Raw genomic sequence first — 25,068 nt, forward strand, 5'->3', positions numbered from 1 at the left:
GGCCGTACTCGCCAATTTCCTTCAGACCCTTTCCGCCGCGAGCGCGGGAAGCGCGGCGTAGTAGCGCGATGGAAAACACGGCCCGCCGAAATATCCGGCGGGCCGTTTTCTTTCGGGTCGATCCGGGTTTCCGGCGTCACGCGAGCAGATCGTCGACCAGTACTCGGGTATCGGGGACGAACGGCCACTCCGGGTCGTCGAGTCGCGCTCGCAATTCGGCGTCGGTCCACCACCAGCCGTCGGCGATCTCCTCGGGTTGGTGCCGGATCGGCCCGTCGTAGCGCAGTTCGTAGGCGAACAGGTGGCAGCGCATCGGCGCGCCCGCCCACTCGCCGTCCCAGGACGCGCTCGCCATCGGCAGCGGCGCCGCGTCCTGCGACACCGTGATGCCGAGTTCTTCGGCCAGTTCGCGCACGGCGGTCTCCTGCGGACTCTCACCGGGACCGACCACACCGCCCGCCAGGCAGTCGTGCATGCCCGCGAACACCATCTTGGTGTCGGTGCGCCGGTGCACGTAGACCCGCTCGCCGTCGCGGGAGCGGACCAGCACGCCCGCACTCGCGTGCCACAGCCCGTCCCGATAGACCCGCGCGCGGTCGGCGGCGCCGGTGACCCGGCCCGACCGGTCGTAGACGGCGATCTGCTCCGAACTCTGCTGCGCGAACACCGGTCGAGGGTAGCGGCCTCAGCCGTCGGCGCGGCGCGACTTGGTCCGCACGGGTTTCGCGCCCGGCTTCGGCGCGCTCGCCCGACGCTCGACCGTCGCGCGCTCGGCCACGGCGGACTCCGCCGCCACCCGCCGGTGCACGAGATACTGCTGCGCCGCCGTCCAGGCGTTGTTCGCCACCCAGTACACCAGGATCGCGATCGGCAGCACCGCTCCGCCGAGTAGCGCGCCCGCCGGGAACACCCACAGCGTGAGCGTGTTCAGCAGTCGCGCCTGCGGCATGTCGGGGTCTTGGCGGGCGACCGCGATGCGCGCGGTGAGATGTGTGGCGACCGCCGCGACGACCATGAGCGTGATCGACACCGCGGCGACCGCGACACCGGCGTGGCCCGCGAGTGTCGCCGACAGCGGCGCGCCGAACAGGTCGGCGTCGAGGAAGGACCGCACGTCGGCGGCGTCGAAGACGTAGTTGGGGGTGGCGGCGTTCTGTTCGGGGGTCATCGGCGTCGCGATCGCCTGGAACGGCAGGTGGCCGACCGCCGTGGTGCGGTCGAAGGAGCGCAGCACGTGGAACAGGCCGAGGAAGACCACGCCCTGCACCAGCGCGGGGAGGCAGCCGACGAAGAGGCCGACGCCGTGTTCGGCGTGCAGCGCGCGGATCTGCTCGCTCTGCTCGGCGCGGTCGTTCGCGTTGGCGCGCTGGATGGCGGCGACGCGCGGTCGCAGGCGGCGCATGGCGGCCTGGTTGCGCGCCTGCTTCAGGAAGGACGGGATCAGGGCCGCGCGGAAGGTCGCGATGAGGCAGATCACGGCGAGCACCCAGGCCACGCCGGAGGCGGGTCCGAAGGCGGCCGCGAAGACGGTGTGCCACAACCGGAGTACGGCGGACACGGGGTAATAGACGATATCGAGCATGGGGGAGCACCTGACTGGTGAACGTGCCTGTGGCACGTGCGGATACGGTCGGCGACGGCCGACGACTCCCACGAAAGGGACAGTCGTCAGCGCGCGACCGCGCCCGGTGCTCTCGGTCGGGGACGGCCAGGAGAATCCGGGTTGCTCTGGCGCAGGTAGGCGCCGCGTCGGCGGCGGCGCGCGGAAGCGGGCGGTCCGGGTGCCGCGACGGGGACGGGAACCGGGACGGCTCTTGGAGTTCCGAGCGCGACGACGGCGACGGTGGCGACCGCGCCGAGCAGGATCAGCGCGCCGGAATCACCGGCGGGTGCGGCGCCGAGCAGCAGGAAAGGCGCGAGGACGGCGAGGACCGAGGAGACGGTCAGCCACGCGCGCGAGAACACGGTTCGAGCATACGTGCCGTGCGGCGGAACTACGCGCTCGCGTCGCACGCCCAGGCGCTGTCGCCCAGATCCCAGTCGCGGGTCGCGTCCAGCGCCGCGGGGACCAGTCCGAAGGTGCGGCGGCAGGTGCGGGTGAAGTGGGCGCCGTCGTCGAATCCGGCGGCGTGGGCGGCCTCGGTCAGTTCGTCGCCGCAGCGCACACGGACGATGGCCATGCGCAGCCGCAGCCACAATATGTAGGGCCGCAGCGGAATGCCGACCTGGGCGGCGAACAGATGCGACAGCCGGGTCGGGGAGAGTCCGACGCGCCGGGCCACGTCGGCGCCGCGCACGGTGCGGTCGGGCACCAGCGTTGGCAGCATGCGCAGTGCCTCGGTGACCGCCGTGTGGCGGGCGACGGTGCGCGTGGACTCCCGGTCGCCGCGCAACTCGGCGACGATCGCGCCGACCTGGTCGGCGAGGGCGGGACGGCGCAGGTCGACGGCGGGGGGACGGTGGCCGCCGGTCCAGCCGTCGGTGTGGGCGCGCCGGTCCGCGGCCGCGCCTGCCACCGTCTCCGGATCGAGGTAGAGCGCCGCGCCGTGGGCGGCGCCCGCGTCGATGCGGTGCGGCGCGTCGGCGGGCACGATGACCAGCGTGCCGCGGTGGTGCACGCCGCTGGCGTCCATCACGGTCAGGGGGGTGGTCGCGGCGAGCACCTGGACGGCGTGGTGGGCGTGCAGCGCGGTCTCGCCGATCGTGCCGCCGAAGGCGAGGATGCCGGGCCGCAGCATGGCTGTCGCGCAACATGTCTCGTCGGGCGGGCGCGATTCGCCCGGAATGCGGGGTGTCGCGGACACTCCCTCGGTGACCAGAGCCTTCTCCATCGGACGCTCCCGGCAGGTGACGCGAATCCCGGTTCGGATCCACCGCCGAGACTATCCGGCGCGAGGAGTCGCGGTGCGGGTTTCGGCCACCTGGTCCAGGAATTCGCCCGCCGGTCGCGAGGCGATCACGGTGCGAAGGCTCACGGTGCGAAGGACGCGGTTTCCAGACGACGGGCGAGCAGGGCGGCGGTGAGGGTCATCGCGTCGGCGGGCCGGTGCGGGTCGGCGCCGGTGAGTTCGTGCACCCGCGAGAGCCGATAGGTGACGGTATTGCGGTGCACGTCGAGGGCCCGGGCGGTGGCGAGCTGGTTGAAACCGTTGCGCACGAACACCTCCAGGGTCTCGGTCAGCATGGGCTGGGTTCGCAGCGGGGCGAGGACCGCGGCCAGACCGGCCCGCGCCGCGTCGCCGACCGCGACCGTGTACTCGAAGTGCAGATCCGCGCGCGGGCACAGGATGTCGTCGCGTGCCAGGCAGCGACCGAGTTCGGCGAGCACCTTAGCCTCGGCGAAGGCCGCCGGGATCTCGGTGCGCGCGGTCGCCACACCGACTCCGACCCAGTACGTGGCTGCGGACGGCAGGGTGGGCGGGGACGGCAGCCGCGCCCGCAGTGCGGCTACGGCGCTCGCGCCGTCCGCGTCGTCCATGGGTAGCAGCGCCGTCCAGCCGCGCTCGTCGGTCCGCGCGAAAACACCCGGCCCGGCCTCGATCCGCCGTCGCAGCGCCGTCGCGGCCGCGTCGGCGCCTTCGTCGGTGCGGGTGACCGCGACCAGGTACGCGTCGGTGATCGGCACCGCCGGATCATCGAGCGCCGGGACCGGGTGCTGCCCGCTCAGCAGCGCGTCGATGATCTCGCGGCGGCGTTCGGACAGCGACCGTCGCGGATCGAGTCCGTGCCGGGCGGCTTCGACGGCGATCCGCGCGAGGATGAGCGTGGCGAACTTCCACAGCGCCTGCGACGCGTCGAGCAGCGCCGCCGGTTCCGCCGTCGGTGCCGTCTCGCACACCCGCTCCCACAGCGCGGCGGTGTCGAGCCGGTACCGGTGCAGCACTTCGGCGGTCGGTACGCCGTCGCGCAGCCGCGCGCGGACGGAGTTCACGAGTTCCCGGCTGTCCTGCTCGCTCGGTTCGACGCCGCGCCGCAGGTAGTCGAAGAACAGCGCGGCGTTCAACTCGGTCTCGCGGGCGCGCTCCTTCGGCGCGGATCCGCGCGGCCTCGGCACGGCATGCCGGGTGTCGCCCCCGACGGCTTCCAGGTGCGGCGCGTCCGGCTCGACTCGCTCCATCGGCGACTCCGGTGTCCGCGATGGCATCATGGCTGTCCTCCGTCCCGGACCTCTCCGAGTAGGTCCGAGTCACGATCCGGCGATCGTATCGGTACCGAAGGGGCCACCGTAGTGCCGCCCGTACCACGTAGGCGGCAGGACGACAGCCCACCGGTCTTCGGCCTGCGAGGTCGCTGAGCGCCGACGCCTGCGAATGCGGCCACTTCGTCGGCGTAGGCACACGGCTGGTCCGGTGTCGCGGGAAGTGCGGACTGCTGGTGCAGACACACGGGCTGGTCTGGTGTTGCGGGAAGCCGGAGTTCCTGCTGGTGCTGGTGCACGGCTGGTTCGGTGTTGCGGGAAGCGGAGTTTCGTGCGCCGGATTTTCAGCGCGGGTCGTAGGCGAGCCGTTCGGGGTCGAGTGCGTCGCGTTCGACCAGGTAGGCGTAGCGGAACAGTTGCCGGTTGCGCTCGTTGCGGCGCGCCACCGCGCCCATATCGGGTTCGACGCGGCATTCGACCGCGCAGGCGAGCCAGTCGCGGCGCGCGGCGGCCGCGTGGAAGCGGGGCAGGTCGAAGGCCGGGCCCGCCACCCAGCACATGCTGAGCAGCGCGAGTTGGGCGTCGGCGGGCCAGGTTTCGAAATCGTCGAAGGGCAGCGCGACCGCCCCCGACTCCGCGCGGACCATGCGGCCGCGCACCAGGGTCTCGGTGCGGTCCAGTCGGTCGAACACCATCCTGTCGATGGCGCCTTCGGTGAGCCGCAGATCGGTGAGTCGCTGGAAGCGCCGCCGTCCCCGGCGCGCGAGATCGCGGTGCTGCTTGACGGTCTCCCAGGCGGCGTCGATATCCGGGTCGGAGGCGAACGGGCCGCGCACGCCGTGGCGCCACGGTAGTCGCCGGGACGCGGCCAGCGAATTCGCCCGGTGCCGCGCGGTGGGGACGCCGAGTTCACGCACCGTCTCGTCGAGCGGAACGCCGACCGCGGTGCTCACGCGGCCGCGGGCGTCGAGGTACATCCACGGCACCCGGCCTTCCAGTGCGACATTGAAGGGCAGCCAGATCTCGCGAACCGCGGCTTTCATCGGTGACACTCCGTAATTCCGGTGCGTCGCGGACCGATTCGCGATTCGCGCCCGATCCCCCCCGCACCCACGTGCTGGATTCGCGCCGCGACGACGGCGCGAGGCCAGCATCTCCGCCCGCCCACACGGCGGACACGAGTAGCGGGCTACTCGTGTTTCTCATCACGCGGCGAATTCCGCGTCGCGCGGGCGAGCACGCCGTGGCCGCGCTGCCACAGCCACTCCACCGGCCCGCGCTCGAATCGGCGCGACCACAGGTGCGCGAAGCCGACGACGACGCACACCACGACCAGGTAGACCCCGACGGTGAACGGCACCCTGGCCTCGGGACCTACACGGGCCGCCGAGCCGAGACCCCAGCCGTAGCAGAGCGCGGAGGCGACGAGATTCTGAAGGATGTAGCAGCTCAGCGCCATTCGCCCGACCTCACCCAGGCGCGCGCCCACCCAGCCGACGCGCGGGCGCCGCAGGTAGAATCCGGCGACCAGGGCGAGGATGCCGAGCGCGACGAACGGCGCGCTGCCGTAGCGGGTGAACAGGATCAGGTCGCCGCCGCCGAGGATGCCCACCGCCAGGTCGACCGGCGCGGCGACGCCGAAGCCGAGCACCAGCAGTCGCCGCCGCAGCCGCGCGCCCCGCTCCTCGAACACGCCGGCGCGGAACAGCCGAGCGCCGAGCAGGAACAGCGCGATCGACATGGGCAGCACGAACAGCGTCTCGGCACGGAACAGCCCCGCGTTCTCCCAGCGGAACACCACCAGATCCCAGAAGGAGCCGTCCGCATAGGGATTCGGGTCGAGCTCGGCGCGTTCGGGCTCGGACGACGAGGACGCGGCGACGAGGGCGACCGCGACGAGGGTGAGCATCGCCAGGTGCACGCTCGCCGCGATCACGAGTACCCGCCGCCGGACACCATCGGAGCGCGCGAGTACGTAAGCGACGATCAGGCCGGTCACCGCGTAGCCCGTCAGCACGTCGAATTCGGCGATGAGCAGGAAGTTCAGCACGCCGTCGAGCAGCAGTAGCGCCGCGCGGATCGGATACGTGCCCGGCCAACCGCGCCCGGCGCGCGCCGCCGAGGACTGCTGAATGGCAAGGCCGATGCCGAACATCACGGTCAGCAGGCCGAGGAATTTGCCCTGCGCGAGTTGCTGGAGCACCCGCTCGGTCCACATCGCGGCATCGGTCGCCGGAGCGCCGAGGCTCGTGAGGTAACCGGGCAGGCCGTGCGGATCGGTCAGGATCCAGATATTGGTGCCGAGGGTGCCGAGGATCGCGATGCCGCGCAGCACGTCGAGGGCGAGCAGGCGTGGCGGGCGCGCCGGTGTGCCGCCGCGCCGCGGCGTGGTCGTGATCGATTCGGTCATGCACCGAATATCGCCCGGTCGGGGCGCGCCCGAAATCCTACGGAAGTACCACCGTCGGTATGACATCGGCATCGGTCGCCTAGTCTCGACATCATGCAGCGCATCATCGGAATCGAGGTCGAATACGGCATATCGACCCCCACCGAGCCGTCGGCCAACCCGATCCTCACCTCCACCCAGGCGGTGCTCGCGTACGCCGCGGCCGAGGGCGTGCCGCGCGCGAAGCGCACACGCTGGGACTACGAGGTGGAATCGCCGCTGCGTGACGCGCGCGGATTCGACCTGAGCCGGATGAACGGCCCCGCGCCGGTGATCGACGCGGACGAGGTCGGCGCCGCCAACATGATCCTCACCAACGGCGCGCGGCTCTATGTCGACCACGCCCATCCCGAATACTCCGCCCCCGAGGTCACCGACCCCATGGACGCGGTCATCTGGGACAAGGCGGGCGAGCGGGTGATGGAGGCCGCCGCGCGGCACGCCTCGAGCGTGCCAGGGGCGCCGCGGTTGCAGCTGTACAAGAACAACGTGGACGGCAAGGGCGCCTCCTACGGCACCCACGAGAACTATCTGATGAGCCGCGACACGCCGTTCAACCAGATCATCGTCGGGCTCACCCCGTTCTTCGTCTCCCGCCAGGTCATCACCGGATCGGGACGCGTCGGCATCGGGCAGTCCGGCGACACCGCGGGCTTCCAGCTGTCCCAGCGCTCGGACTACATCGAGGTCGAGGTGGGCCTCGAGACAACACTCAAGCGCGGCATCATCAACACCCGCGACGAACCGCACGCCGACGCGGACAAGTACCGCAGGCTGCACGTCATCATCGGCGATGCCAATCTCGCCGAGATGTCGACCTACCTCAAGGTCGGCGCCACGGCCCTGGTCCTGGACCTGATCGAGGCGGGCGAGGATCTCTCGGATCTGCAACTGGCCCGCCCGGTCACCGCCGTGCACCAGATCAGCCACGATCCGACGCTGCGCACCGCGGTCGCGCTCGCCGACGGCCGCGAACTCACCGGCCTGGCGATCCAGCGTCTCTACCACGAGCGCGTCGCCAAGTTCATGGACCGCGAAGGCAACGACGATCCGCGCGCCCGCGACATCCTGGAGAACTGGGCGATGGTGCTCGACCTGCTCGAGCGCGATCCGATGGAAACCGCGAACCTGCTGGACTGGACCGCGAAACTGCGCCTGCTCGAGGGCATGCGCAACCGCGAGGGCCTCGGCTGGGCCGCGCCGAAACTGCACCTGATGGACCTGCAGTACTCGGATGTGCGCCTGGACAAGGGCCTCTACAACCGCCTGGTCGCGCGCGGCTCGATGAAGCGCCTGATCACCGAGCAGCAGGTGCTCGAGGCCATGACGGCGCCGCCCACCGACACCCGCGCCTACTTCCGCGGCGAGTGTCTGCGCCGTTTCGGCGCCGATATCGCGGCCGCGAGCTGGGATTCGGTGATCTTCGACCTCGGCGGCGACTCGCTGGTCCGCATTCCGACCCTGGAGCCGCGCCGCGGCACGAAATCCCATGTCGGCAAGCTGCTCGACGGGGTGGACACCGCTGCCGAACTCGTTGAGCAGCTCACCCAGTGACCAACGCCCGCCCGGTGACTCGCGCGCGCCGCGGTGACGCGGCCCGCAGGGCGATTTCGACACAGATCCGCCATCGTGTCGGTCGCGCTGGGTAGGGTTGATATACGAGCACCTACATTGCTCATGATCGGAGTCGTGCTCATACTTGGGCTCCGGTCATGATGAGGACACGGCGGCGCGAGGCGGACCCGGAGGCGAAAGCCTGCGCACCCGCGTAGGGCCCGATGGCGCCGCCCCATCGAACAGAGGAGGTCGGCTGCCATGGCACAAGAGCAGACCAAGCGCGCCGGGGGCGGCGACGAGGACGAGGGCACGGACGGTGTCGACGCCGCCGGTCAGGAACGTCGCGAGAAACTGGCCGAGGACACCGACGACCTGCTCGACGAGATCGATGACGTGCTCGAGGAGAACGCCGAGGACTTCGTCCGCGCGTACGTGCAGAAGGGTGGCCAGTGACCGCAGGTGATCCGATGCTGCTCCGTCCGGGGCACGCACTCTCGTCCTTCACCGAACACCTGCGCGCACACGCACCTGAGCTGTTGCCCGCCAACAGGTTCGCCGCGATAGACGGTGCCACCGGAGCTTCCGGTGGCACCGCCGCGAAGGAGGTCGCCCCGCACGGCACCACCATCGTCGCGGTGAGTTTCCGCGGCGGCGTGCTGATCGCGGGCGACCGGCGGGCCACCATGGGGAACCTGTTGGCCAGCAGGGATATGGACAAGGTGTACATCACCGATACCTACTCGGCGGCGGGCATCGCGGGCACCGCGGGCATGGCTGTGGAAATGGTGCGGTTGTTCGCGGTGGAGCTGGAGCACTACGAGAAGATCGAGGGCGTCTCGCTCACTTTCGACGGTAAGGCCAACAAGCTGTCGAAGATGGTGCGCGATAACCTGCCCGCGGCGCTGCAGGGGTTGGCGGTGGTCCCGATTCTCGTCGGCTACGACGAGCACACCGTCGATCCCGATCGCGCGGGCCGCATCGTCTCCTACGACGTGGTCGGCGGCCGCAGCGAGGAGCGATTCGGTTACACGGCGGTCGGCTCGGGTTCGATGTTCGCCAAGACCTCGCTGAAGAAGTTGTACGCCAAGGGAATCGACGCTGACCGCGCGTTGCGCGTCGCCGTCGAGGCGCTGTTCGACGCCGCCGACGACGACACCGCCACCGGCGGGCCCGATCTGGTGCGCGGCATCTACCCGACGGCGGTCCTGATCACCGAGGAGGGCGCCGAGGAGGTGACGGAGGCGCGGCTCGAGGAGATCGCCCGCGCGATCGTCGCGGACCGGCAGGCCGCCGAAGAAGGGAGTTCACCCGCATGACGCTGCCGTACTACGCGTCGGCCGAGCAGATCATGCGCGACAAGACCGAGCTCGCGCGCAAGGGTATCGCTCGTGGTCGCAGCGTCATCGTGCTGGTGTACGACAAAGGTGTGCTGTTCGTCGCGGAGAATCCCTCCGCGACGCTGCACAAGGTGAGTGAGCTCTACGACCGCGTGGGTTTCGCGGCCGTCGGCAAGTACAACGAGTTCGAGAGTCTGCGTCGCGGCGGTATTCTCCAGGCCGATCTGCGCGGTTACCAGTACGACCGGCGCGACGTGTCGGGTCGCGCGTTGGCCAACGCCTATGCCCAGGCCCTCGGCTCGACCTTCACCGACCAGCTCAAGCCGTTCGAGGTGGAGTTGTGCATCGCCGAGATCGGCTATCCGGAGCAGGCCGCGCCGTCGGTGCTCTACCGGATCACCTTCGACGGGTCGATCGTGGACGAGCGGGAATTCGTGGTGATGGGCGGTACCACCGAACCCATCACGACGGCGTTGAAGGCGTCCTACGCGCCCGGCCTCGAGCTGGCCGCGGCGCTCGGTATCGCGGTGCAGGCGTTGCAGGCAGGTATTCCGGACACCGCGGACAAGGAGAAGCGGACGCTCGGGGTCACCTCGCTCGAGGTCGCGACCCTGGAGCGGTCGCGGCCGCGCCGGGCGTTCCGGCGGGTGTCGAACGCCCAGTTGGAGCGGCTGCTGAACGGGGACTCGGCGGGCGCCGCGGCCGAGTCGGCCCCGGATGAGGAAGAGACCTCCGAGTCGGAGTAGAAACCCTTCGGGCCCGCGTCGGGAGCACGGTGCAATTGCCGCTCCCGACGCGGGCTCGCCGCATATTTTCCGGGGGTCGCCGGTGGGTTGCGCGCGCGGGAATCCGCCGCCGCGCACCTGGTGAATCGGCTGTCGCGTCCCCGTGGAAACGGACAAATCACACCGAATCGTTGTGAGAACGTATGCGTCGGTGTTGTCCGCAGCCCCACGCGAGAGCCGCTCATGGCTGTAATGTCGATGATGTGCAGCGACGAATCATGGGGATCGAGACCGAGTTCGGTGTGACATGCACCTTCCACGGTCACCGTCGGCTGTCCCCCGACGAGGTTGCCCGGTACCTTTTCCGCCGGGTCGTGTCCTGGGGCCGTAGCTCTAACGTGTTCCTCCGCAACGGTGCTCGGCTGTACCTCGACGTCGGCTCGCATCCCGAGTACGCGACGGCCGAGTGCGACAACCTGCATCAGCTGGTCACCCACGATCGCGCGGGCGAGCGGGTGCTCGAGGAGTTGCTGATCGACGCCGAACAGCGACTGGCCGAGGAAGGTATCGGCGGCGATATCTACCTGTTCAAGAACAACACCGATTCCGCGGGCAACTCCTACGGCTGCCACGAGAACTTCTGCGTGGTGCGCGCGGGCGAGTTCTCCCGGATCTCGGACGTGCTGCTGCCGTTCCTGGTCACCCGGCAGTTGATCTGCGGTGCGGGCAAGGTGCTACAGACGCCGAAAGCGGCCACTTTCTGCCTGTCGCAGCGCGCCGAGCACATCTGGGAGGGCGTGTCCTCGGCGACCACGCGTTCGCGCCCGATCATCAACACCCGCGACGAGCCGCACGCCGACGCCGAGAAGTACCGGCGCCTGCACGTCATCGTCGGCGACTCGAATATGGCCGAGCCGACGACCATGCTCAAGGTCGGCACCGCCGCCTTGGTCCTGGAGATGATCGAGGCGGGCGTGTCGTTCCGCGACTTCGCGCTGGACAACCCGATCCGCGCCATCCGCGAGGTCAGCCACGATCTCACCGGGCGGCGTCCGGTGCGACTGGCGGGCGGTCGGCAGGCCAGCGCGCTCGACATCCAGCGCGAGTACTACGCGCGCGCGGTCGAGCATCTGCGCAACCGGGATCGCGATCCACAGATCGACCAGGTCGTCGACCTGTGGGGCCGCACCCTCGACGCGGTCGAGGCGCAGGACTTCGCCAAGGTCGACACCGAGATCGACTGGGTGATCAAGCGCAAGCTGTTCCAGCGCTACCAGGACCGCTACAACATGGAGCTGTCCGATCCCAAGATCGCCCAGCTGGATCTGGCCTATCACGACATCAAGCGCGGTCGCGGCGTCTTCGACCTGCTGCAGCGCAAGGGTCTGGCCAAGCGGATCACCGAGGACGAGGCCGTCGACGCGGCGGTGGACACCCCGCCGCAGACCACGCGGGCCAAACTGCGCGGCGATTTCATCACCGCCGCCCAGGAGGCGGGCCGGGACTTCACGGTCGACTGGGTACACCTCAAGCTGAACGACCAGGCGCAGCGCACCGTGCTGTGCAAGGACCCGTTCCGCTCGGTGGACGAACGTGTCGATCGACTGATCGCCTCGATGTAGCCGATCGCCTCGACGTAGGCGTTCACGAATCCGAGCCGCGCGCCGAATCGGCGGGCGGCTCGTTCGTGTGTGTGCCTCGCCGCGCACCCGGCCGCGACTAGCGTGGACCCATGACCGACACGGAACTCCTGAACGAACTGCTCGAGGTCGAGCGTCGCGGCTGGGACGCCCTGTGCTCGTCGGAGGCGGCGGATTTCTACGGCGCGCTGATGACCGACGACGCGGTGATGGTCTTGGCCGACGGCACCGTCCTCGACCGTGCCGAGGTGGTGACGGCGCTGCGGCACTCGCCGCCCTGGCACGCCTTCGACATCGACGATCCGCGCCTGGTGCGGGTCGGCGCCGACGGATACGTGCTCGTCTACGTCGGCACCGCCTACCGCGAGGTCGCCGAACCCGCGTTCCGCGGCGCGATGGCGAGCACCTACCTGCGCACACCGCAGGGCTGGCGGCTGACCTGCTATCAGCAGACGCCGCTGCGCTGAGCGCGGCAGCGGCGCCGCCGCGCCGAGCGGAATCGCGCGCCGCCGCGCACGGAGCGCGCGACGCCGATTACCCTCTATCGGGTGGCGATATCCAAGGTCGAGCGGCTGATGAATCTGGTCATCGCGCTGCTGTCGACCCGTCAGTTTCTGACCGCGGAGCGGATTCGGGACAGTGTCGCGGGCTACGAGGAATCCGCGAGCGACGAGGCGTTCAGTCGCATGTTCGAGCGCGACAAGAACGAACTGCGCGATCTGGGCATTCCGCTCGAGGTTGGCCAGGTCAGCCGGTACTCGACGGTCGAGGGGTACCGGATCAACCGCGACGCCTACGAACTGCCCGATATCGACCTGACCGACGAAGAGGCGGCGGCGGTCGCGGTGGCGGTCCAGATGTGGGAGTCCCCGGAACTGGCCGCGGCCGCCGAGGGCGCCCTGCTGAAGCTGCGGGCGGCGGGCGTGCACGTGGAGACCGACGCGGCGGTGGCCTCGGTGCCCGCCGTCCCCGCGCGCACCCGAGGGTCCGAACCCGTGCTCGGGAAGCTGCTCGCGGCCATCGACGCCGGTCAGGCGGTGCGTTTCGAACATCGGGGCGCGGTCAACGCGCCCTACCTCATGCGCGATGTCGAGCCGTGGGGCGTGGTGACCAGGCACGGGCGCTGGTATCTGGTCGGCCACGATCGCGGTCGCGACGCCACGCGCAGTTTCCGTCTTTCGCGCATCGGCGACGACATCACCGCCTACGGCCCGGTCAACGCGGTGCGCAAACCGGAGGGCGTCGACCTACGGACCATCGTGGACCGGGTCACCAGCACCGCGCCGGTCAGCGGGACGGCGACGGTGTGGGTGGCCGAGGGGCGCGGGCGGGAACTGCGCAGGCTGGGCAAGGTCGCGGGGCAGCGCGGTGTCGGCGCCCGCGTCGGCACGGTGCTCGAGGTGCCGGTGCGCTCCTGGGACTGGGTGGCGCGCCTGATCACCGGACTCGGCGCCGACGCCCTCGTGCTCGAGCCCGAGGAGCTGCGTGCCGATGTGATCGCGCGCTTGCGTTCGGTGCGTGCGCACACCGAGGTCGCGCTGTGAACGCGCGCGGCGAGCACCGGGAGCGGGAAGACGAGGTGTTCTGGTGACCAGCAGACTGTCCGTGCGACTGTCGCGGCTGCTGAACATGATCCCGTACTTCATCGCCCATCCGGGGATCAGCGCCGCCGAGGCCGCCGCCGATCTCGGGGTGAGCGCCAAACAGCTGATGAGCGATCTGAATCAGCTGTGGATGTGTGGGCTGCCCGGTTACGGGCCGGGTGACCTGATCGATCTGTCGTTCTCCGAGGAGAGCATCGAGGTCACCTTCTCGGCGGGCATCGACCGGCCGCTGCGGCTGACCTCCACCGAGGCGACGGCGCTGCTGGTGGCATTGCGCTCCATCGTGGAGATGCCGGGCATGGTCGACCCGACCGCCGCCGACGCCGCCATCGCCAAGATCGAATCGGCCATCGCGGGCGAGCCTGCGCGTGTCTCTGCGGGCGAGCCCGCGCGTGTCTCTGCGGGCGAGCCCGCGCGTGTCTCTGCGGGCGAGTCCGCGCGTGTCTCTGCGGGCGAGTCCGCGCGTGTCTCTGCGGGCGAGCCCGCGCGTGGCTCCGGGGGCGAGTCCGCGCGTGTTTCTGGGGGTGAGTTCGCGTCTGATTCAGCGGGGGGATCCGCGCCGACGCCCTCGGGCGACGGTCAGTTGGCGCCGGTCGAGGCCTCCGCGGTGGCGACGGTGCGGTCCGCGCTGGCCAAGCAGCACGCGCTGCGGCTGGTCTATTATTCGGCCAGCCGCGACGTGGTCTCCGAACGGGTCGTGGATCCGATCCGCATCGTCATGGTGGACAACAACAGCTATTTGCACGGCTGGTGTCGTGCGGCCGAAGGCGCGCGCCTGTTCCGTTTCGACCGGATCGAGGCGGCCGCCGAACTCGACGAGCCCGCCCGCCCGCCGAGTCACGCGACCGCCGCGACGGCCGGTCTCGACCTGTTCCAGGACGACCCGGCGGTTCCGTTGGCGCACTTGCGGATTCGCGCCGACTACGGCTGGGTGCTCGACCAGTATCCGATGAACCGCCGCGCCGTGCACGCCGACGGCAGCCTGGAGGCCACGATGCGCTTCGCGACCCTGGACTGGATGGCGCGCCTGCTGCTCGGATTCGGTTCCGGCGTGACCGTGCTCGGACCGCCGGAGCTGGTGGCCGCGGTGCTGCGACGTTCGGACGCGGCCCTCGCCGCCTACGCGGAGGCCGGGTTCGACATCCCATGAACGTCGTCGTGCTCGGTGCGGGCAATATCGGCGTATTCGTCGGCGGCAGGCTCGCGGCGGCGGGCGCCCGCGTCACCTTCGTCGGCAGGCCGAGGGTGCTCGACGAGATCACCGCCTCCGGGTTGCGGCTGACCGATCTCGACGGCGACGAGGTGACGTTGCGCGCGGACCGGTTCCGCACCGCCACCACCGTCGAGGACGTGGAGACCGCCGACCTGGTGCTGGTCACCGTGAAGTCGGCGGCCACCGCCGAGATCGTGCGCGACCTCGTCGGGCGGATCCGGCCCGCTACCACGGTGATCAGCCTGCAGAACGGCATCGGCAACGACGCCGTGATCCGGGACGTGCTGCCGACCTGCGCGGTACTGGCGGGCATGGTCATGTTCAATGTCGTTCATCACCCCGGCGGGCGCTTCCACCGGGGGACCGACGGCGGTATCGCGGTGCAGGACGACCCGGCGCTGACGGCGGTGGCGCCGCTGTTCGAACGGGCCGGTCTCGCGCTGCGCCGCTACGCCGACCTGCTGCCCGTGCAATGGGCGAAACTGCTGCTGAACCTGAACAATCCGATCAACGCGCTGTCGGGCCGCCCGCTGCGCGCGGAACTGGCCGACCGCGACTATCGGCGCTGTCTCGCCATGACCCAGTCCGAGGCCCTCGCGGTGATGAACAGGGCGCGAATTCGTCCCGCCCGCCTCACCCCGCTGCCGCCCGAGCTGATGACTCGCCTGCTCACCGTGCCCGACGCCGTGTTCCGTCGGGTCGCGGGCCGGGTGCTCGCCATCGACCCGGTGGCGCGCTCGTCCATGGCCGACGATCTCGCGCTCGGCCGCAAGACCGAGATCTCGTGGCTGTGCGGTGAAATCGTGGAACTCGGCGCGATGGTCGGGCTGCCAACCCCGGTGAATCGGCGGCTGATCGAGATGATCGTCGCGGCCGAGCATGGCGACCGCAGGACCTGGACCGGACCGGAACTTCTGGAACAGTTGCGGTCCGCGCACACCTGAACGCGGGGCGAACGCGGCCTGATGCGCCCTATTCGGTCACGGCCTGTCCGGTAACATCGGAAATACCACTGTCTTGGGAGGTATAGATGTCAGGCACGTTCAGCTGGACGCACCTGCTGATCATCGCGTTGCTGTTCGTGGTGCTCTTCGGTGCCAAGCGCCTGCCGGATGCCGCGCGTGGTCTCGGTCGCTCGCTGCGGATCTTCAAGAGCGAGGTCAACCAGATGCAGAAGGAAGAGACCTCTTCCGCTGCCCCGGCCGCACCCCCCGCGCCGCAGCAGTTGCCGTCGGGGCAGACCACCACCGCGCAGACGCAGCCGCAGGCCGAGCCCAAGTCGCTCTGATCGTCTCGATTCCACCGGGGTGAGTGCCGCTCACCCCGTTCAGTGCTGTTCGGCGTAGTCACCGGACGCGCGTCGGACCGCCGCACCGGTCGCGGTACGTGGCGCACGCGCCGCTCGACGCCGCTCGATCTCGAGGGCCAATCAAACCCATGCGAATCCCCTTCGATCCGCGGCGCAGCAAGCGCAGGACGAATCCCGACGGCACGATGTCGTTGGTCGAACATCTCCAGGAGTTGCGCAGCAGGCTGCTGAAGTCGCTGGCCGCGATCCTGGTCACCACCGTGCTCGGGTTCCTCTGGTATTCGCATTCGGTCTTCGGGCTGGAGAGTCTCGGCGATCTGCTCACCGGTCCCTACTGTTCGCTGCCGCCGGAGGCGCGCGCCGCGCTGACCAGCGACGGCGCCTGCCGTCTGCTCGCCACCGCGCCGTTCGAACAGTTCATGCTGCGCCTGAAGGTCGGTTTCACCGCGGGCGTGGTGCTGGCGGGCCCGATCTGGCTGTACCAGCTGTGGGCGTTCATCACCCCCGGCCTCTACGCCAAGGAACGCCGCTACGCCGTCGGATTCGTCACCTCGGGTTCGGTGTTGTTCGCGCTCGGCGCGGTACTGGCCTACGTCGTGGTCGCGCACGCGCTGTCGTTCCTGCTCACCATCGGCGACAACGTCCAGATCACCGCGCTGAGCGGCTCGCAGTACTTCGGCTTCATCATCCAGTTGCTCATCATCTTCGGCGTGAGCTTCGAGACGCCGCTGATCATCATCGGGCTCAACCTGGTCGGCATCCTCACCTACGCGCGCCTCAAGGCGTGGCGGCGCGGCCTCATCTTCGGACTGTTCGTCTTCGCGGCCGTGGTCACCCCGCAGGACCCGTTCTCCATGCTGGCGCTGGCCTGCGCACTCACCGTGCTGTTCGAATTCGCTGTCCAGTTCGCTCGAATCAACGATGGCAGGCGGGCCAAGCGCGAGGCGCGGTCCGCGCTGGAGGACGACGAGGCCTCCGATATCGAGGCGCCGGAATCGATCCGGCCCGAGGCGGCCGGGGCCGATGCGGCGGGCGGGAAAACCGGGCGACCCGTGTCGGACTACTCCGATACGCTCTGAGGAGTGACAACCGAGCGGTCGCGAACAGGCGAGTTGGCGGAATTCTCCGCGGCACTGAACTTCACTCTCGATCCTTTTCAGCGTGCCGCGTGCGCCGCGCTCGAGGACGGGCACGGGGTGTTGGTGTGTGCGCCGACGGGTGCGGGTAAGACCGTGGTCGGCGAATTCGCGGTGCACCTGGCATTGGCGGCGGGCGGGAAGTGCTTCTACACCACGCCCATCAAGGCGCTGTCGAACCAGAAGTTCGCCGATCTCACCGAACGGCACGGCCGCGCGAATGTCGGCCTGCTCACCGGCGACCAGTCGATCAACCCCGACGCGTCCGTGGTGGTGATGACCACCGAGGTGCTGCGCAATATGCTCTACGCCTCTTCCGACGCGCTGCGCGGGCTGTCCTACGTGGTCATGGACGAGGTGCACTACCTGGCCGACCGCTTCCGCGGCGCGGTGTGGGAGGAGGTCATCCTGCATCTGCCCGCCGAGGTCCGGCTGGTCAGCCTGTCGGCCACGGTCAGCAACGCCGAGGAGTTCGGCGCCTGGATGGAGACCGTGCGCGGCGACACCGCCGTCGTGGTCGACGAGACGCGGCCGGTGCCGCTGTGGCAGCACGTGATGGTCGGTCGGCGCATGTTCGACCTGTTCGACAGCGATTCCAGCGAGCAGAAGGTCCTCGTCGACGAGGATCTCGTGCGCTACATCAAGCAGCGCGAGGCCGCCGACCGGATGAACGGGTGGAGCGGCGGTTCGCGTGGGCGCGGCGGCCCGCGCCGCGACTTCAGGCCGCTGCCGCGTCCCGAGGTGCTGGCCCAGCTCGACCAGGAAGGGCTGCTGCCCGCCATCACGTTCATCTTCAGTCGCGCGGGCTGCGACGGCGCGCTGGCCCAGTGCCTGCGCTCGCGCCTCGACCTGAGCAGGCCCGAGGACTACGACGAGGTCGACGCCGTGATCGAGAAGCACACCGGCGACCTGCCCAAGGGTGATCTCGAGGTGCTCGGCTACTGGGATTGGCGCGCCGCGCTGCACCGCGGGCTCGCCGCTCACCACGCCGGGATGCTGCCCGCCTTCCGGCACACCGTGGAGGAACTGTTCGTGCGCGGCCTGGTGCGCGCGGTATTCGCCACCGAGACCTTGGCGCTCGGCATCAACATGCCCGCGCGCACGGTGGTGTTGGAGCGGCTGGTCAAGTTCAACGGCGAGTCGCACGCCGAACTGACGCCGGGGGAGTACACCCAGCTCACCGGGCGCGCGGGGCGGCGCGGTATCGATGTCGAGGGGCACGCGGTGGTGCTGTGGCAGCCGGAGGTCGATACCAGCGCGGTCGCCGGACTCGCCTCCACCCGCACCTATCCGCTGCGCAGTTCCTTCAAGCCCGGCTACAACATGTCGATCAACCTCGTCGACCGGATGGGCGCGGGCGAGTCGCGGGCGCTGCTCGAGCGGTCCTTCGCGCAGTTCCAGGCGGATCGTTCGGTGGTCGGCCTGGTGCGCGGCATCGAGCGCAACGATGCGCAGCTGCGCAAGTTGCGCGGTCAGCTCGGCGACGCGGAAGGCGGCTTCCTGGAATACATCTCGCTGCGCGAGCGGATCAAGCAGCGGGAACGGCAGCTCGAGCAGCAGACCCGGTCGGATCGGCGCGGTGCGGCGGTCACGGCGTTGACGGCGCTGCGCCGCGGCGACGTGGTGGCGATCCCGTCCGGGCGGCGGGCGGGGCTCGCGGTGATCCTCGAACCCGATGCGACGCCGGGCGATCCGCGCCCGCTGGTGCTGACCGAGGACAAGTGGGCGGGCCGGGTGTCGGTGGCCGATTTCCCGGTGCCCGCCGAAACGCTCGGGCATATGCGCCTGCCGCGCCGCGTCGATCACCGCACCGCGCGAACCCGGCGCGACCTGGCGTCCGCGCTGCGCGACACCGGCATCTCCCCGCCGGGAAGGCAGCGCGGCGGCAGGCGTTCCGGCGCCGCCGACGACCGCGAGCTGGCGACGCTGCGCCGCAGCCTGCGGTCGCATCCCGCGCACGGTCGGCCCGATCGCGAGCAGATGAGCCGCATCGGCGAGCGCTACAGCAGACTGCTGCGTGAGACCGAGGCCATGCGCCAGAAGGTCGCCGCCACCACGAATTCGCTGGCGCGCACCTTCGACCGCATTCTCGGCCTGCTCCAGGAGCGCGGTTTCGTCGCCGACGGCGAGGTCACCGCCGACGGTCGGCGGCTCGCGCGCATCTACGCCGAAACCGATCTGCTGGTCGCCGAATGCCTGCGCCAGGGCCTGTGGCGCGGACTCGGTCCGGCCGAACTGGCCGGGGTGGTCTCCACGCTGGTCTACGAATCCCGGCAGGAGGGCGGCTATCTCGGAGCGAGCGGTCCGACCGAACCGATCCGGCGCGCGGTCGCGGCGACCATCGGGGTGTGGAGTCAGCTGCGCACCGACGAGGCGAGGCACAAGCTCACGCCGACCCGCGAACCGGACCTCGGGTTCGTGGCGGGCGTGTACAAGTGGGCGCGCGGCGACGGGTTGGCCGAATCGTTGCTGGCCAGCGGTGACCAGGGTGCGCCGCTGTCGGCGGGCGATTTCGTGCGGTGGTGTCGCCAGGTGATCGACCTGCTCGACCAGATCAACACCACCGCCGACGACGTCGAGGTCGCCGCCACGGCGGCCAAGGCGGTTCGCGCGATACGGCGGGGTGTCGTTGCGGTGGACGCCGCGTAGACGATTCACTTGTGATTTGATTTCTTCGCGTACCGACCGTGGCGGAGGAGTCGCACGCGGCGCACGTCGGAGCACCGGGCACAGGCCCGCCGCTCCGACGGGGCCGGGGCCCGCTGAGGCGGGCCGGGTGGGAGTGCGGCGAGTCGCCGTCGGGGGGCTACCGTGGGAATAACGATGCGAGTGGAGGCAAGCAGATGAGCGGCCCGTATGGACCGAACGACTCCGGGGATGGACGCAATGATCCGACTCAGCAGTGGGGCGGACAGCAGACGCCCGGCGGGGCGGCTCCTACCCAGCACTGGGGCGGGCAGCAGAGCAATCCGGCGCAGGCGCAACCGACCCAGCAGTGGGGCGGCCAGCCCCAGCAGCAGTGGGGGCAGCCGCAGACCGGTGACCAGCCGCAGCAGCAGTGGAACCAGCCGCAGACCGGCGGACAGCCGCAGCAGCAGTGGGGTCAGTCCCAGCCGCAGTGGGGCCAGCAGCCGCAACCGCAGTGGGGCGGCCAGCCGCAGCAGTCCCAGCCGCAATGGGGTCAGCAGCCCCAGCCGCAGTGGGGCCAGGGCCAACCGCCCGCCCCGCCGTCGAGCGGCGGCAAGGGCAAGGGCCTGTTCATCGGGCTCGGCGTGCTCGCCGTCCTGGTGATCGGCGCGATCATCGCCCTGGTCGTGGTGTTGACCTCCAAGGACAAGCTGGACCAGGCCGCGGTGCAGAACGGCGTCAAGAAGGTTCTCACCGATTCCTACGGAATCCAGGACGTCGCCGACGTCTCCTGCCCGTCGGGCCAGGAGGTCAAGATCAATGCCACCTTCGAATGCACGCTCAAGGTCAGCGGTGAGCAGAAGAAGGTCAACATCAAGATCACCAACGAGAACGGAACCTACGAGGTCGGTCGTCCGAGCTGATCGGAGCACCGAGGTAGGTACTTCCGCCGGGTAGTCGCGTTCGCGCGCTACCCGGCGGTCGTGTTTGCGGCGGTCGCATGCTGCTCTGCGACGGTGTTGCTGTGTGCGGCGTTCGCGCGCTGCTCGGCGGTCGTGTGTGCGGTGGTTCGAACGGTCGCGGATCGAGCGATCGTGCGTGCTGTCCGGTGGCGGCTGTTACGGGGTCGCGGCGTTGCTCAGGGCGGTGATCAGCCGTTTGACCGGGCTCTCGGCGTTGTAGGCGGTGGCGAGGGCGTGCAGCTCGGCGGGATCCGCCGGTGTCGCGGGCAGGGTGTCGGCGCGGGACAGTTCGACCTCGGCGTCGCGCACAACCCGCACGACGGGCGCGGCGGCCTTCAGGTAGTCCTCGGCGGCGCGGAGTTTGGCGCGCATATTCGCCGCGAGTTCGGAGTCGGGATCGTCGACGGCGGCGACGAGCGCTTCCAGCGAACCGAATCGCGTGATCAGGGTGGACGCGGATTTCTCGCCGATGCCCGCGACACCGGGCAGTCCGTCGGAGGCGTCGCCGCGCAGGGTGGCGAGGTCGGCGTAGCCCGGGCCCGCGTTGTCCGGCGGCACACCGTATTTCGCGGCGACCTCGGCGGGACCGAACAGTTCGGCCTTGGCCAGCCCGCGCCCCGCGTACAGGACGCGCACGGTGGGCGCGGGCTCGTCGCGGACCAGTTGCAGCAGGTCGCGGTCGCCGCTCACCACGATCACCGGGTCGACGCGTTCGCGGTGGGCGAGGGTGCCGAGTACGTCGTCGGCCTCGAGCCCCTCCGCGCCACCGGTCGCGATGCCCGCCGCGGCGAGGACCTCGAGGATCATCTCGACCTGGGGCGTGAGCTTGTCGGGTACCTCCTCGACATTGTCGGCGACATCGGCGAGGCGGTGCGCCTTGTAACTGGGCACCAGATCGACGCGGAAGCGCGGCCGCCAGTCCAGGTCGAGGCACACCACGAGCCTGCCGGGGCGGTGCTTGGCGACGAGCGCGGCGACCATGTCGGTGAAGCCGCGCAGCGCGTTCACCGCGCGCCCGTCCGGCGCGGTGATCTTGTCCGGGATGGCGTGGAAGGCGCGGAACCACAGACTGGCGCCGTCGAGCAGCAGCAGGGGCGATCCAGGAGTCGCTGAGGTCACGCGCCGAGGTTACCCGCCACTCCACCCACCCACGCGCGGGGCAAGTTCGACGAGCACCGGTTCGCAGCGTTGCATCCCAGCGGTCGAGACAATGCGACGCCCGCAACAACCGCGCCCGCGTACCCGCCCGGCTCAATCGAACCCGCAACATCCGCGCCCACCCAGCCACGCCGGGAGGGAGCCAGACGACCGACGGTTCGCGGCGTCTCGCGTCCCAGCGGTCGAGACAATGTGCCGTAGGCGCGAGTCTCGACCGCTGGGACGCGAGACATACAGGCCGCGAACCCGCGGCGCCGCAGGCGCCGCAAATTAAGCACAGCCGCAGGCGCCGCAAAATGAACACAGGTAACGTCGTCGGGTATGAGTTCGCACACGGAATCCAGATTCGCGGCGGATGTGTACGGGGAGCGGTTGGAGCGGGCGGTCGAACTGATGCGAGCGGCGCATCTGGATGCCCTGCTCATCACTCCCGGGCCTGATCTGCGTTATCTGATCGGCTCGTCGGCGCAGTCCTTCGAACGCCTCACCTGTCTGGTGATCCCGGCCGACGGTGCGACCCCGTCGGTGGTGATCCCGAAACTGGAACTGGCCGCGCTTGCGGGTTCGGCGGCCGGTGAACTCGGTCTTTCGGTGCTGGACTGGGTGGACGGCGTCGACCCGTACCAGGTGGTGAAGTCGACCCTGCACGCGGGCTCGCGGATCGCGGTCGCCGATGCGATGCCCGCGCTGCACCTGATCCCGCTGGCGACCTCGTTCAGCGGACTCCCGGTCTCGGCCACTCCGGTATTGCGTGATCTGCGCATGATCAAGGACGCCGCCGAGATCGACGCATTGCGTCGCGCGGGCGCGGCCATCGACCGCGTGCACGCCCGTATGGGCGAATTCCTGCGCGCCGGACGCACCGAGGCGCAGGTCGCCGCCGACATCACCGACGCCATCGTGGCGGAGGGGCACACCGGCGCCGAATTCGTCATCGTCGGCAGCGGCCCGCACGGCGCCGACCCGCATCACATGGTCTCCGACCGGGTGATCGAAGCGGGCGACGTGGTCGTCGTCGACATCGGCGGCCCGGTCGACCCCGGCTACTTCTCCGACTCCACCCGCACCTACGTCCTCGGCGACCCCGCCCCCGAGACAGCCGAACGCTGCGCGGTCCTCGAGCAGGCGCAAGCCGCTGCGGTCGCCGCAGCCCGCCCCGGCGTCACCGCCGAATCCGTCGACGCCGCGGCGCGAGACCTGTTGCGCGAGGCCGGATTCGGCGATGCCTTCGTGCACCGCACCGGCCACGGCATCGGACTGTCGGTCCACGAGGAGCCCTACATCGTGGCGGGCAACGACCTGGTGCTTCGCCCCGGCATGGCCTTCAGCATCGAACCCGGCATCTACTTCCGCGGCGCCTGGGGCGCACGCATCGAGGACATCGTGATCGTCACCGACGACGGCTGCGAATCCGTGAACGCCCGCCCCCACGGCCTGACGGTGCTCTGAGGCTCGCGCTCGGCACCGGCAGCTGCCCGCGTAGCGTTCGACCGCCTCGGCGACGCGGTGCGCGCGATTGCGCTGTCATTTCGGTTGTGGCGTCGTCACGGCGGCGCGGTTGCGCGGCGGGTGGACCCGGACCGGATGTGAGCGACGCGGATCGCGACGACCACCTGGCCGGTCGCCCCCTTGGCGCCCGGTAGCGGTCCGCTTGGCTTTGGCCCGCTCGGCGCCGCCTGCCGGGGGGACGAGTGTTGCCGGGCCGTGACGTCCTCGCGGAGGGCGCAGTTCAGCGCAAGGTGGAGCTGGACAGGATGGGGGCGACGTGGATGGCGACGACGTGGATGGCGACGACGACCCTGGTCGGGTTCACGCTTGGTACCGGTAGCTGCCCGCGTGGCGTTCGACCGCCTCGGCGCCGTCGGTCGGGTCGACGAGCGCTTTCGGGCCTTCGCGTCGTCGTGGTGGCGTGTTCAGCGCAGGGTGGAGCTGGACAGGATGCGGGCGACGTGGATGGCGATGACGACCCTGGTCGGGTTCACCCGGGGTACTCGGTAGCGGCCCGCGTAGCGTTCGACCGCCTCGGCGACGCTGTCCGGATCGTCGAGCACGGTGGCGGGCCCTTCCAGGGTGAGCCAGCGCACGCCGTCTACCTGGCTCACCGCCGCGTAGCCGGAGCGGCGGACATTGCGGACCTTCACCGAGCCGTCGTTGGTGATGACGCGCGCGATGCCCGCCTCGGGGTCCCAGGTGAATCCCACCGCGACCACGTGCGGTGTGCCGTTCGCGCGCAGGGTGGTGAGGGTCGCGAGGTGGCGTTCGGTGACGAATTCGAGGGCGGCGGCGCTGAGTTGCTCGGTTCCGGTCGGCATTCGTCGACCGTAGTCGGCGCGCCCGCCCGGAGTTCGCTCGACCTGTGCGGGACCCGCGGCGGCGGCAATGCCACACTTGGCGCATGGGATTGCGAGGTGGGCGCGGCATCGCCGAGGGGCCCGTGCTGATTCTGGGCGGGCGCAGCGAGATCGGCGTCGAGGTCGCGCGTCGGCTCGCGCCGGGCCGGGTGGTCGTGCTCGCCGCGCGCGCGGGCGGTTCGCTGGACGAGCAGGTCGCCGTGCTCACGGCGGCGGGCGCCGAGGCCGTGCACACCGTCGAGTTCGACGGCGACGACGTTACGAGTCATGCGGCGCTGCTCGAGAAGATCGACGCCGAATACGGCGGCATCGGCGTCGCGGTGCTCGCGTTCGGCAAGCTCGGCGATCAGGCGCGCGCCGAGCAGGACCCGGCGCACGCGCTGGAAGTCGTGCACACCGACTACGTGGCCCAGATCAGCGTGCTCACCACGCTGGCGAACCTGATGCGCGCTCGCGGTTCGGGGCAGTTGGTGGTGTTCAGCTCGGTGGCGGGCGCCCGGGTGCGGCGCGCGAACTACGTCTACGGTTCGGCCAAGGCCGGGCTGGACGGTTTCGCCACCGGACTCGCCGCCGCCCTGCACGGCAGCGGCGTCCACCTGATGCTACTGCGTCCGGGATTCGTCATCGGCAAGATGACCGAGGGCATGAGCCCCGCACCGTTCTCCTCCACACCCGCGCAGGTGGCCGACGCGACGGTGCGCGGCCTGCACCGCCGTTCAGTCGTGGTCTGGGTGCCCCGAGCACTGCAACTCCTCTGCGCGGCTTCGCGTTTCGCCCCCCATTTCGTCTGGCGGCGGCTGCCCCGATGACGGGCGCGAACGGTCCGCACCCACTCGTGCGTGCGGCGTTCGGCGTGGTGTC

24 protein-coding genes are annotated in these 25,068 nt (G+C 70.1%); 15 read left to right on the plus strand and 9 right to left on the minus strand.

What is annotated here, in order from left to right:
* Positions 1-136: 136 nt before the first annotated feature.
* From IT779_RS25735 to IT779_RS25765, 7 genes are all read right to left on the minus strand, one after another.
* Entirely contained in the window at positions 137-667 is a 531-nt protein-coding gene (locus IT779_RS25735; RefSeq protein ID WP_196152005.1) for an NUDIX hydrolase, read from the minus strand.
* Positions 668-685: 18 nt separating this feature from the next.
* On the minus strand, positions 686-1,582 hold the full coding sequence (gene yidC, locus IT779_RS25740; RefSeq protein ID WP_196152006.1) for a membrane protein insertase YidC: 897 nt from the start codon (positions 1,580-1,582) through the stop codon (positions 686-688).
* Between the two features lie 86 nt (positions 1,583-1,668).
* Entirely contained in the window at positions 1,669-1,965 is a 297-nt protein-coding gene (locus tag IT779_RS25745; protein ID WP_196152007.1) for a DUF6412 domain-containing protein, read from the minus strand.
* Between the two features lie 29 nt (positions 1,966-1,994).
* On the minus strand, positions 1,995-2,831 hold the full coding sequence (locus tag IT779_RS25750) for a helix-turn-helix transcriptional regulator (protein ID WP_196152008.1): 837 nt from the start codon (positions 2,829-2,831) through the stop codon (positions 1,995-1,997).
* Between the two features lie 140 nt (positions 2,832-2,971).
* Complete coding sequence (locus tag IT779_RS25755) at positions 2,972-4,117, minus strand: PucR family transcriptional regulator (RefSeq protein WP_196152009.1); 1,146 nt, start codon at positions 4,115-4,117, stop codon at positions 2,972-2,974.
* 365 nt (positions 4,118-4,482) lie between these two features.
* Positions 4,483-5,181 carry a hypothetical protein gene (locus IT779_RS25760; protein ID WP_196152010.1) on the minus strand — a complete coding sequence of 233 codons (699 nt, stop codon included), beginning with the start codon at positions 5,179-5,181 and terminating at the stop codon, positions 4,483-4,485.
* Between the two features lie 146 nt (positions 5,182-5,327).
* Entirely contained in the window at positions 5,328-6,548 is a 1,221-nt protein-coding gene (locus tag IT779_RS25765; protein ID WP_196152011.1) for a DUF418 domain-containing protein, read from the minus strand.
* Between the two features lie 93 nt (positions 6,549-6,641).
* Between IT779_RS25765 and dop the strand changes: the two genes are divergently transcribed.
* The 13 genes from dop to IT779_RS25835 all read left to right on the plus strand — a co-directional run bounded on the left by dop (position 6,642) and on the right by IT779_RS25835 (position 20,659).
* Positions 6,642-8,141, plus strand: coding sequence for a depupylase/deamidase Dop (gene dop / locus IT779_RS25770; RefSeq protein WP_196152012.1), 1,500 nt, complete (start codon positions 6,642-6,644; stop codon positions 8,139-8,141).
* A gap of 261 nt (positions 8,142-8,402) precedes the next feature.
* Positions 8,403-8,597: a ubiquitin-like protein Pup gene (locus IT779_RS25775; protein ID WP_196152013.1), complete on the plus strand. Its 195-nt coding sequence runs from the start codon at positions 8,403-8,405 to the stop codon at positions 8,595-8,597.
* Positions 8,598-8,611: 14 nt separating this feature from the next.
* On the plus strand, positions 8,612-9,460 hold the full coding sequence (prcB, locus tag IT779_RS25780; protein ID WP_196152014.1) for a proteasome subunit beta: 849 nt from the start codon (positions 8,612-8,614) through the stop codon (positions 9,458-9,460).
* A complete protein-coding gene (gene prcA, locus IT779_RS25785; protein ID WP_196152015.1) occupies positions 9,457-10,227 on the plus strand; it encodes a proteasome subunit alpha in 771 nt (256 codons plus the stop codon). Before prcB ends, prcA begins: the two co-directional genes overlap by 4 nt.
* A gap of 242 nt (positions 10,228-10,469) precedes the next feature.
* Positions 10,470-11,828 (plus strand): Pup--protein ligase, encoded by a 1,359-nt coding sequence (gene pafA / locus IT779_RS25790; protein ID WP_196152016.1) that lies wholly within the window; start codon positions 10,470-10,472, stop codon positions 11,826-11,828.
* Between the two features lie 110 nt (positions 11,829-11,938).
* Entirely contained in the window at positions 11,939-12,313 is a 375-nt protein-coding gene (locus IT779_RS25795; RefSeq protein WP_196152017.1) for a nuclear transport factor 2 family protein, read from the plus strand.
* Between the two features lie 81 nt (positions 12,314-12,394).
* Positions 12,395-13,390 (plus strand): helix-turn-helix transcriptional regulator, encoded by a 996-nt coding sequence (locus IT779_RS25800; protein ID WP_196152018.1) that lies wholly within the window; start codon positions 12,395-12,397, stop codon positions 13,388-13,390.
* Between the two features lie 43 nt (positions 13,391-13,433).
* A complete protein-coding gene (locus IT779_RS38045; protein WP_332838964.1) occupies positions 13,434-14,600 on the plus strand; it encodes a helix-turn-helix transcriptional regulator in 1,167 nt (388 codons plus the stop codon).
* Complete coding sequence (locus tag IT779_RS25815; RefSeq protein ID WP_196152019.1) at positions 14,597-15,607, plus strand: 2-dehydropantoate 2-reductase; 1,011 nt, start codon at positions 14,597-14,599, stop codon at positions 15,605-15,607. The genes IT779_RS38045 and IT779_RS25815 overlap by 4 nt, the downstream gene beginning before the upstream one ends.
* An 86-nt stretch (positions 15,608-15,693) precedes the next feature.
* A complete protein-coding gene (tatA, locus tag IT779_RS25820; RefSeq protein ID WP_196152020.1) occupies positions 15,694-15,951 on the plus strand; it encodes a Sec-independent protein translocase subunit TatA in 258 nt (85 codons plus the stop codon).
* 149 nt (positions 15,952-16,100) lie between these two features.
* On the plus strand, positions 16,101-17,051 hold the full coding sequence (tatC, locus tag IT779_RS25825; protein WP_196152021.1) for a twin-arginine translocase subunit TatC: 951 nt from the start codon (positions 16,101-16,103) through the stop codon (positions 17,049-17,051).
* Between the two features lie 3 nt (positions 17,052-17,054).
* A complete protein-coding gene (locus tag IT779_RS25830; RefSeq protein ID WP_196152022.1) occupies positions 17,055-19,757 on the plus strand; it encodes a DEAD/DEAH box helicase in 2,703 nt (900 codons plus the stop codon).
* A gap of 194 nt (positions 19,758-19,951) precedes the next feature.
* Positions 19,952-20,659, plus strand: coding sequence for a DUF4333 domain-containing protein (locus tag IT779_RS25835; RefSeq protein WP_196152023.1), 708 nt, complete (start codon positions 19,952-19,954; stop codon positions 20,657-20,659).
* Between the two features lie 195 nt (positions 20,660-20,854).
* Here IT779_RS25835 and IT779_RS25840 read toward each other — a convergent pair whose 3' ends face one another.
* Positions 20,855-21,817, minus strand: a complete 963-nt coding sequence (locus IT779_RS25840; protein ID WP_196152024.1) for a 5'-3' exonuclease — start codon at positions 21,815-21,817, stop codon at positions 20,855-20,857.
* A gap of 360 nt (positions 21,818-22,177) precedes the next feature.
* Here IT779_RS25840 and IT779_RS25845 point away from each other — a divergent pair, with 360 nt between their 5' ends.
* Entirely contained in the window at positions 22,178-23,305 is a 1,128-nt protein-coding gene (locus IT779_RS25845) for a M24 family metallopeptidase (RefSeq protein WP_196152025.1), read from the plus strand.
* Positions 23,306-23,769: 464 nt separating this feature from the next.
* On the opposite strand, the gene IT779_RS25850 is transcribed toward IT779_RS25845, so the two are convergent.
* On the minus strand, positions 23,770-24,168 hold the full coding sequence (locus IT779_RS25850; RefSeq protein WP_196152026.1) for a PPOX class F420-dependent oxidoreductase: 399 nt from the start codon (positions 24,166-24,168) through the stop codon (positions 23,770-23,772).
* Positions 24,169-24,251: 83 nt separating this feature from the next.
* On the opposite strand from IT779_RS25850, the gene IT779_RS25855 reads away from it, so the two are divergent.
* Positions 24,252-25,016 carry an SDR family NAD(P)-dependent oxidoreductase gene (locus tag IT779_RS25855; RefSeq protein WP_196152027.1) on the plus strand — a complete coding sequence of 255 codons (765 nt, stop codon included), beginning with the start codon at positions 24,252-24,254 and terminating at the stop codon, positions 25,014-25,016.
* Positions 25,017-25,068: the final 52 nt, after the last annotated feature.

This window comes from Nocardia bovistercoris (assembly GCF_015674855.1).
Lineage (GTDB): Bacteria > Actinomycetota > Actinomycetes > Mycobacteriales > Mycobacteriaceae > Nocardia > Nocardia bovistercoris.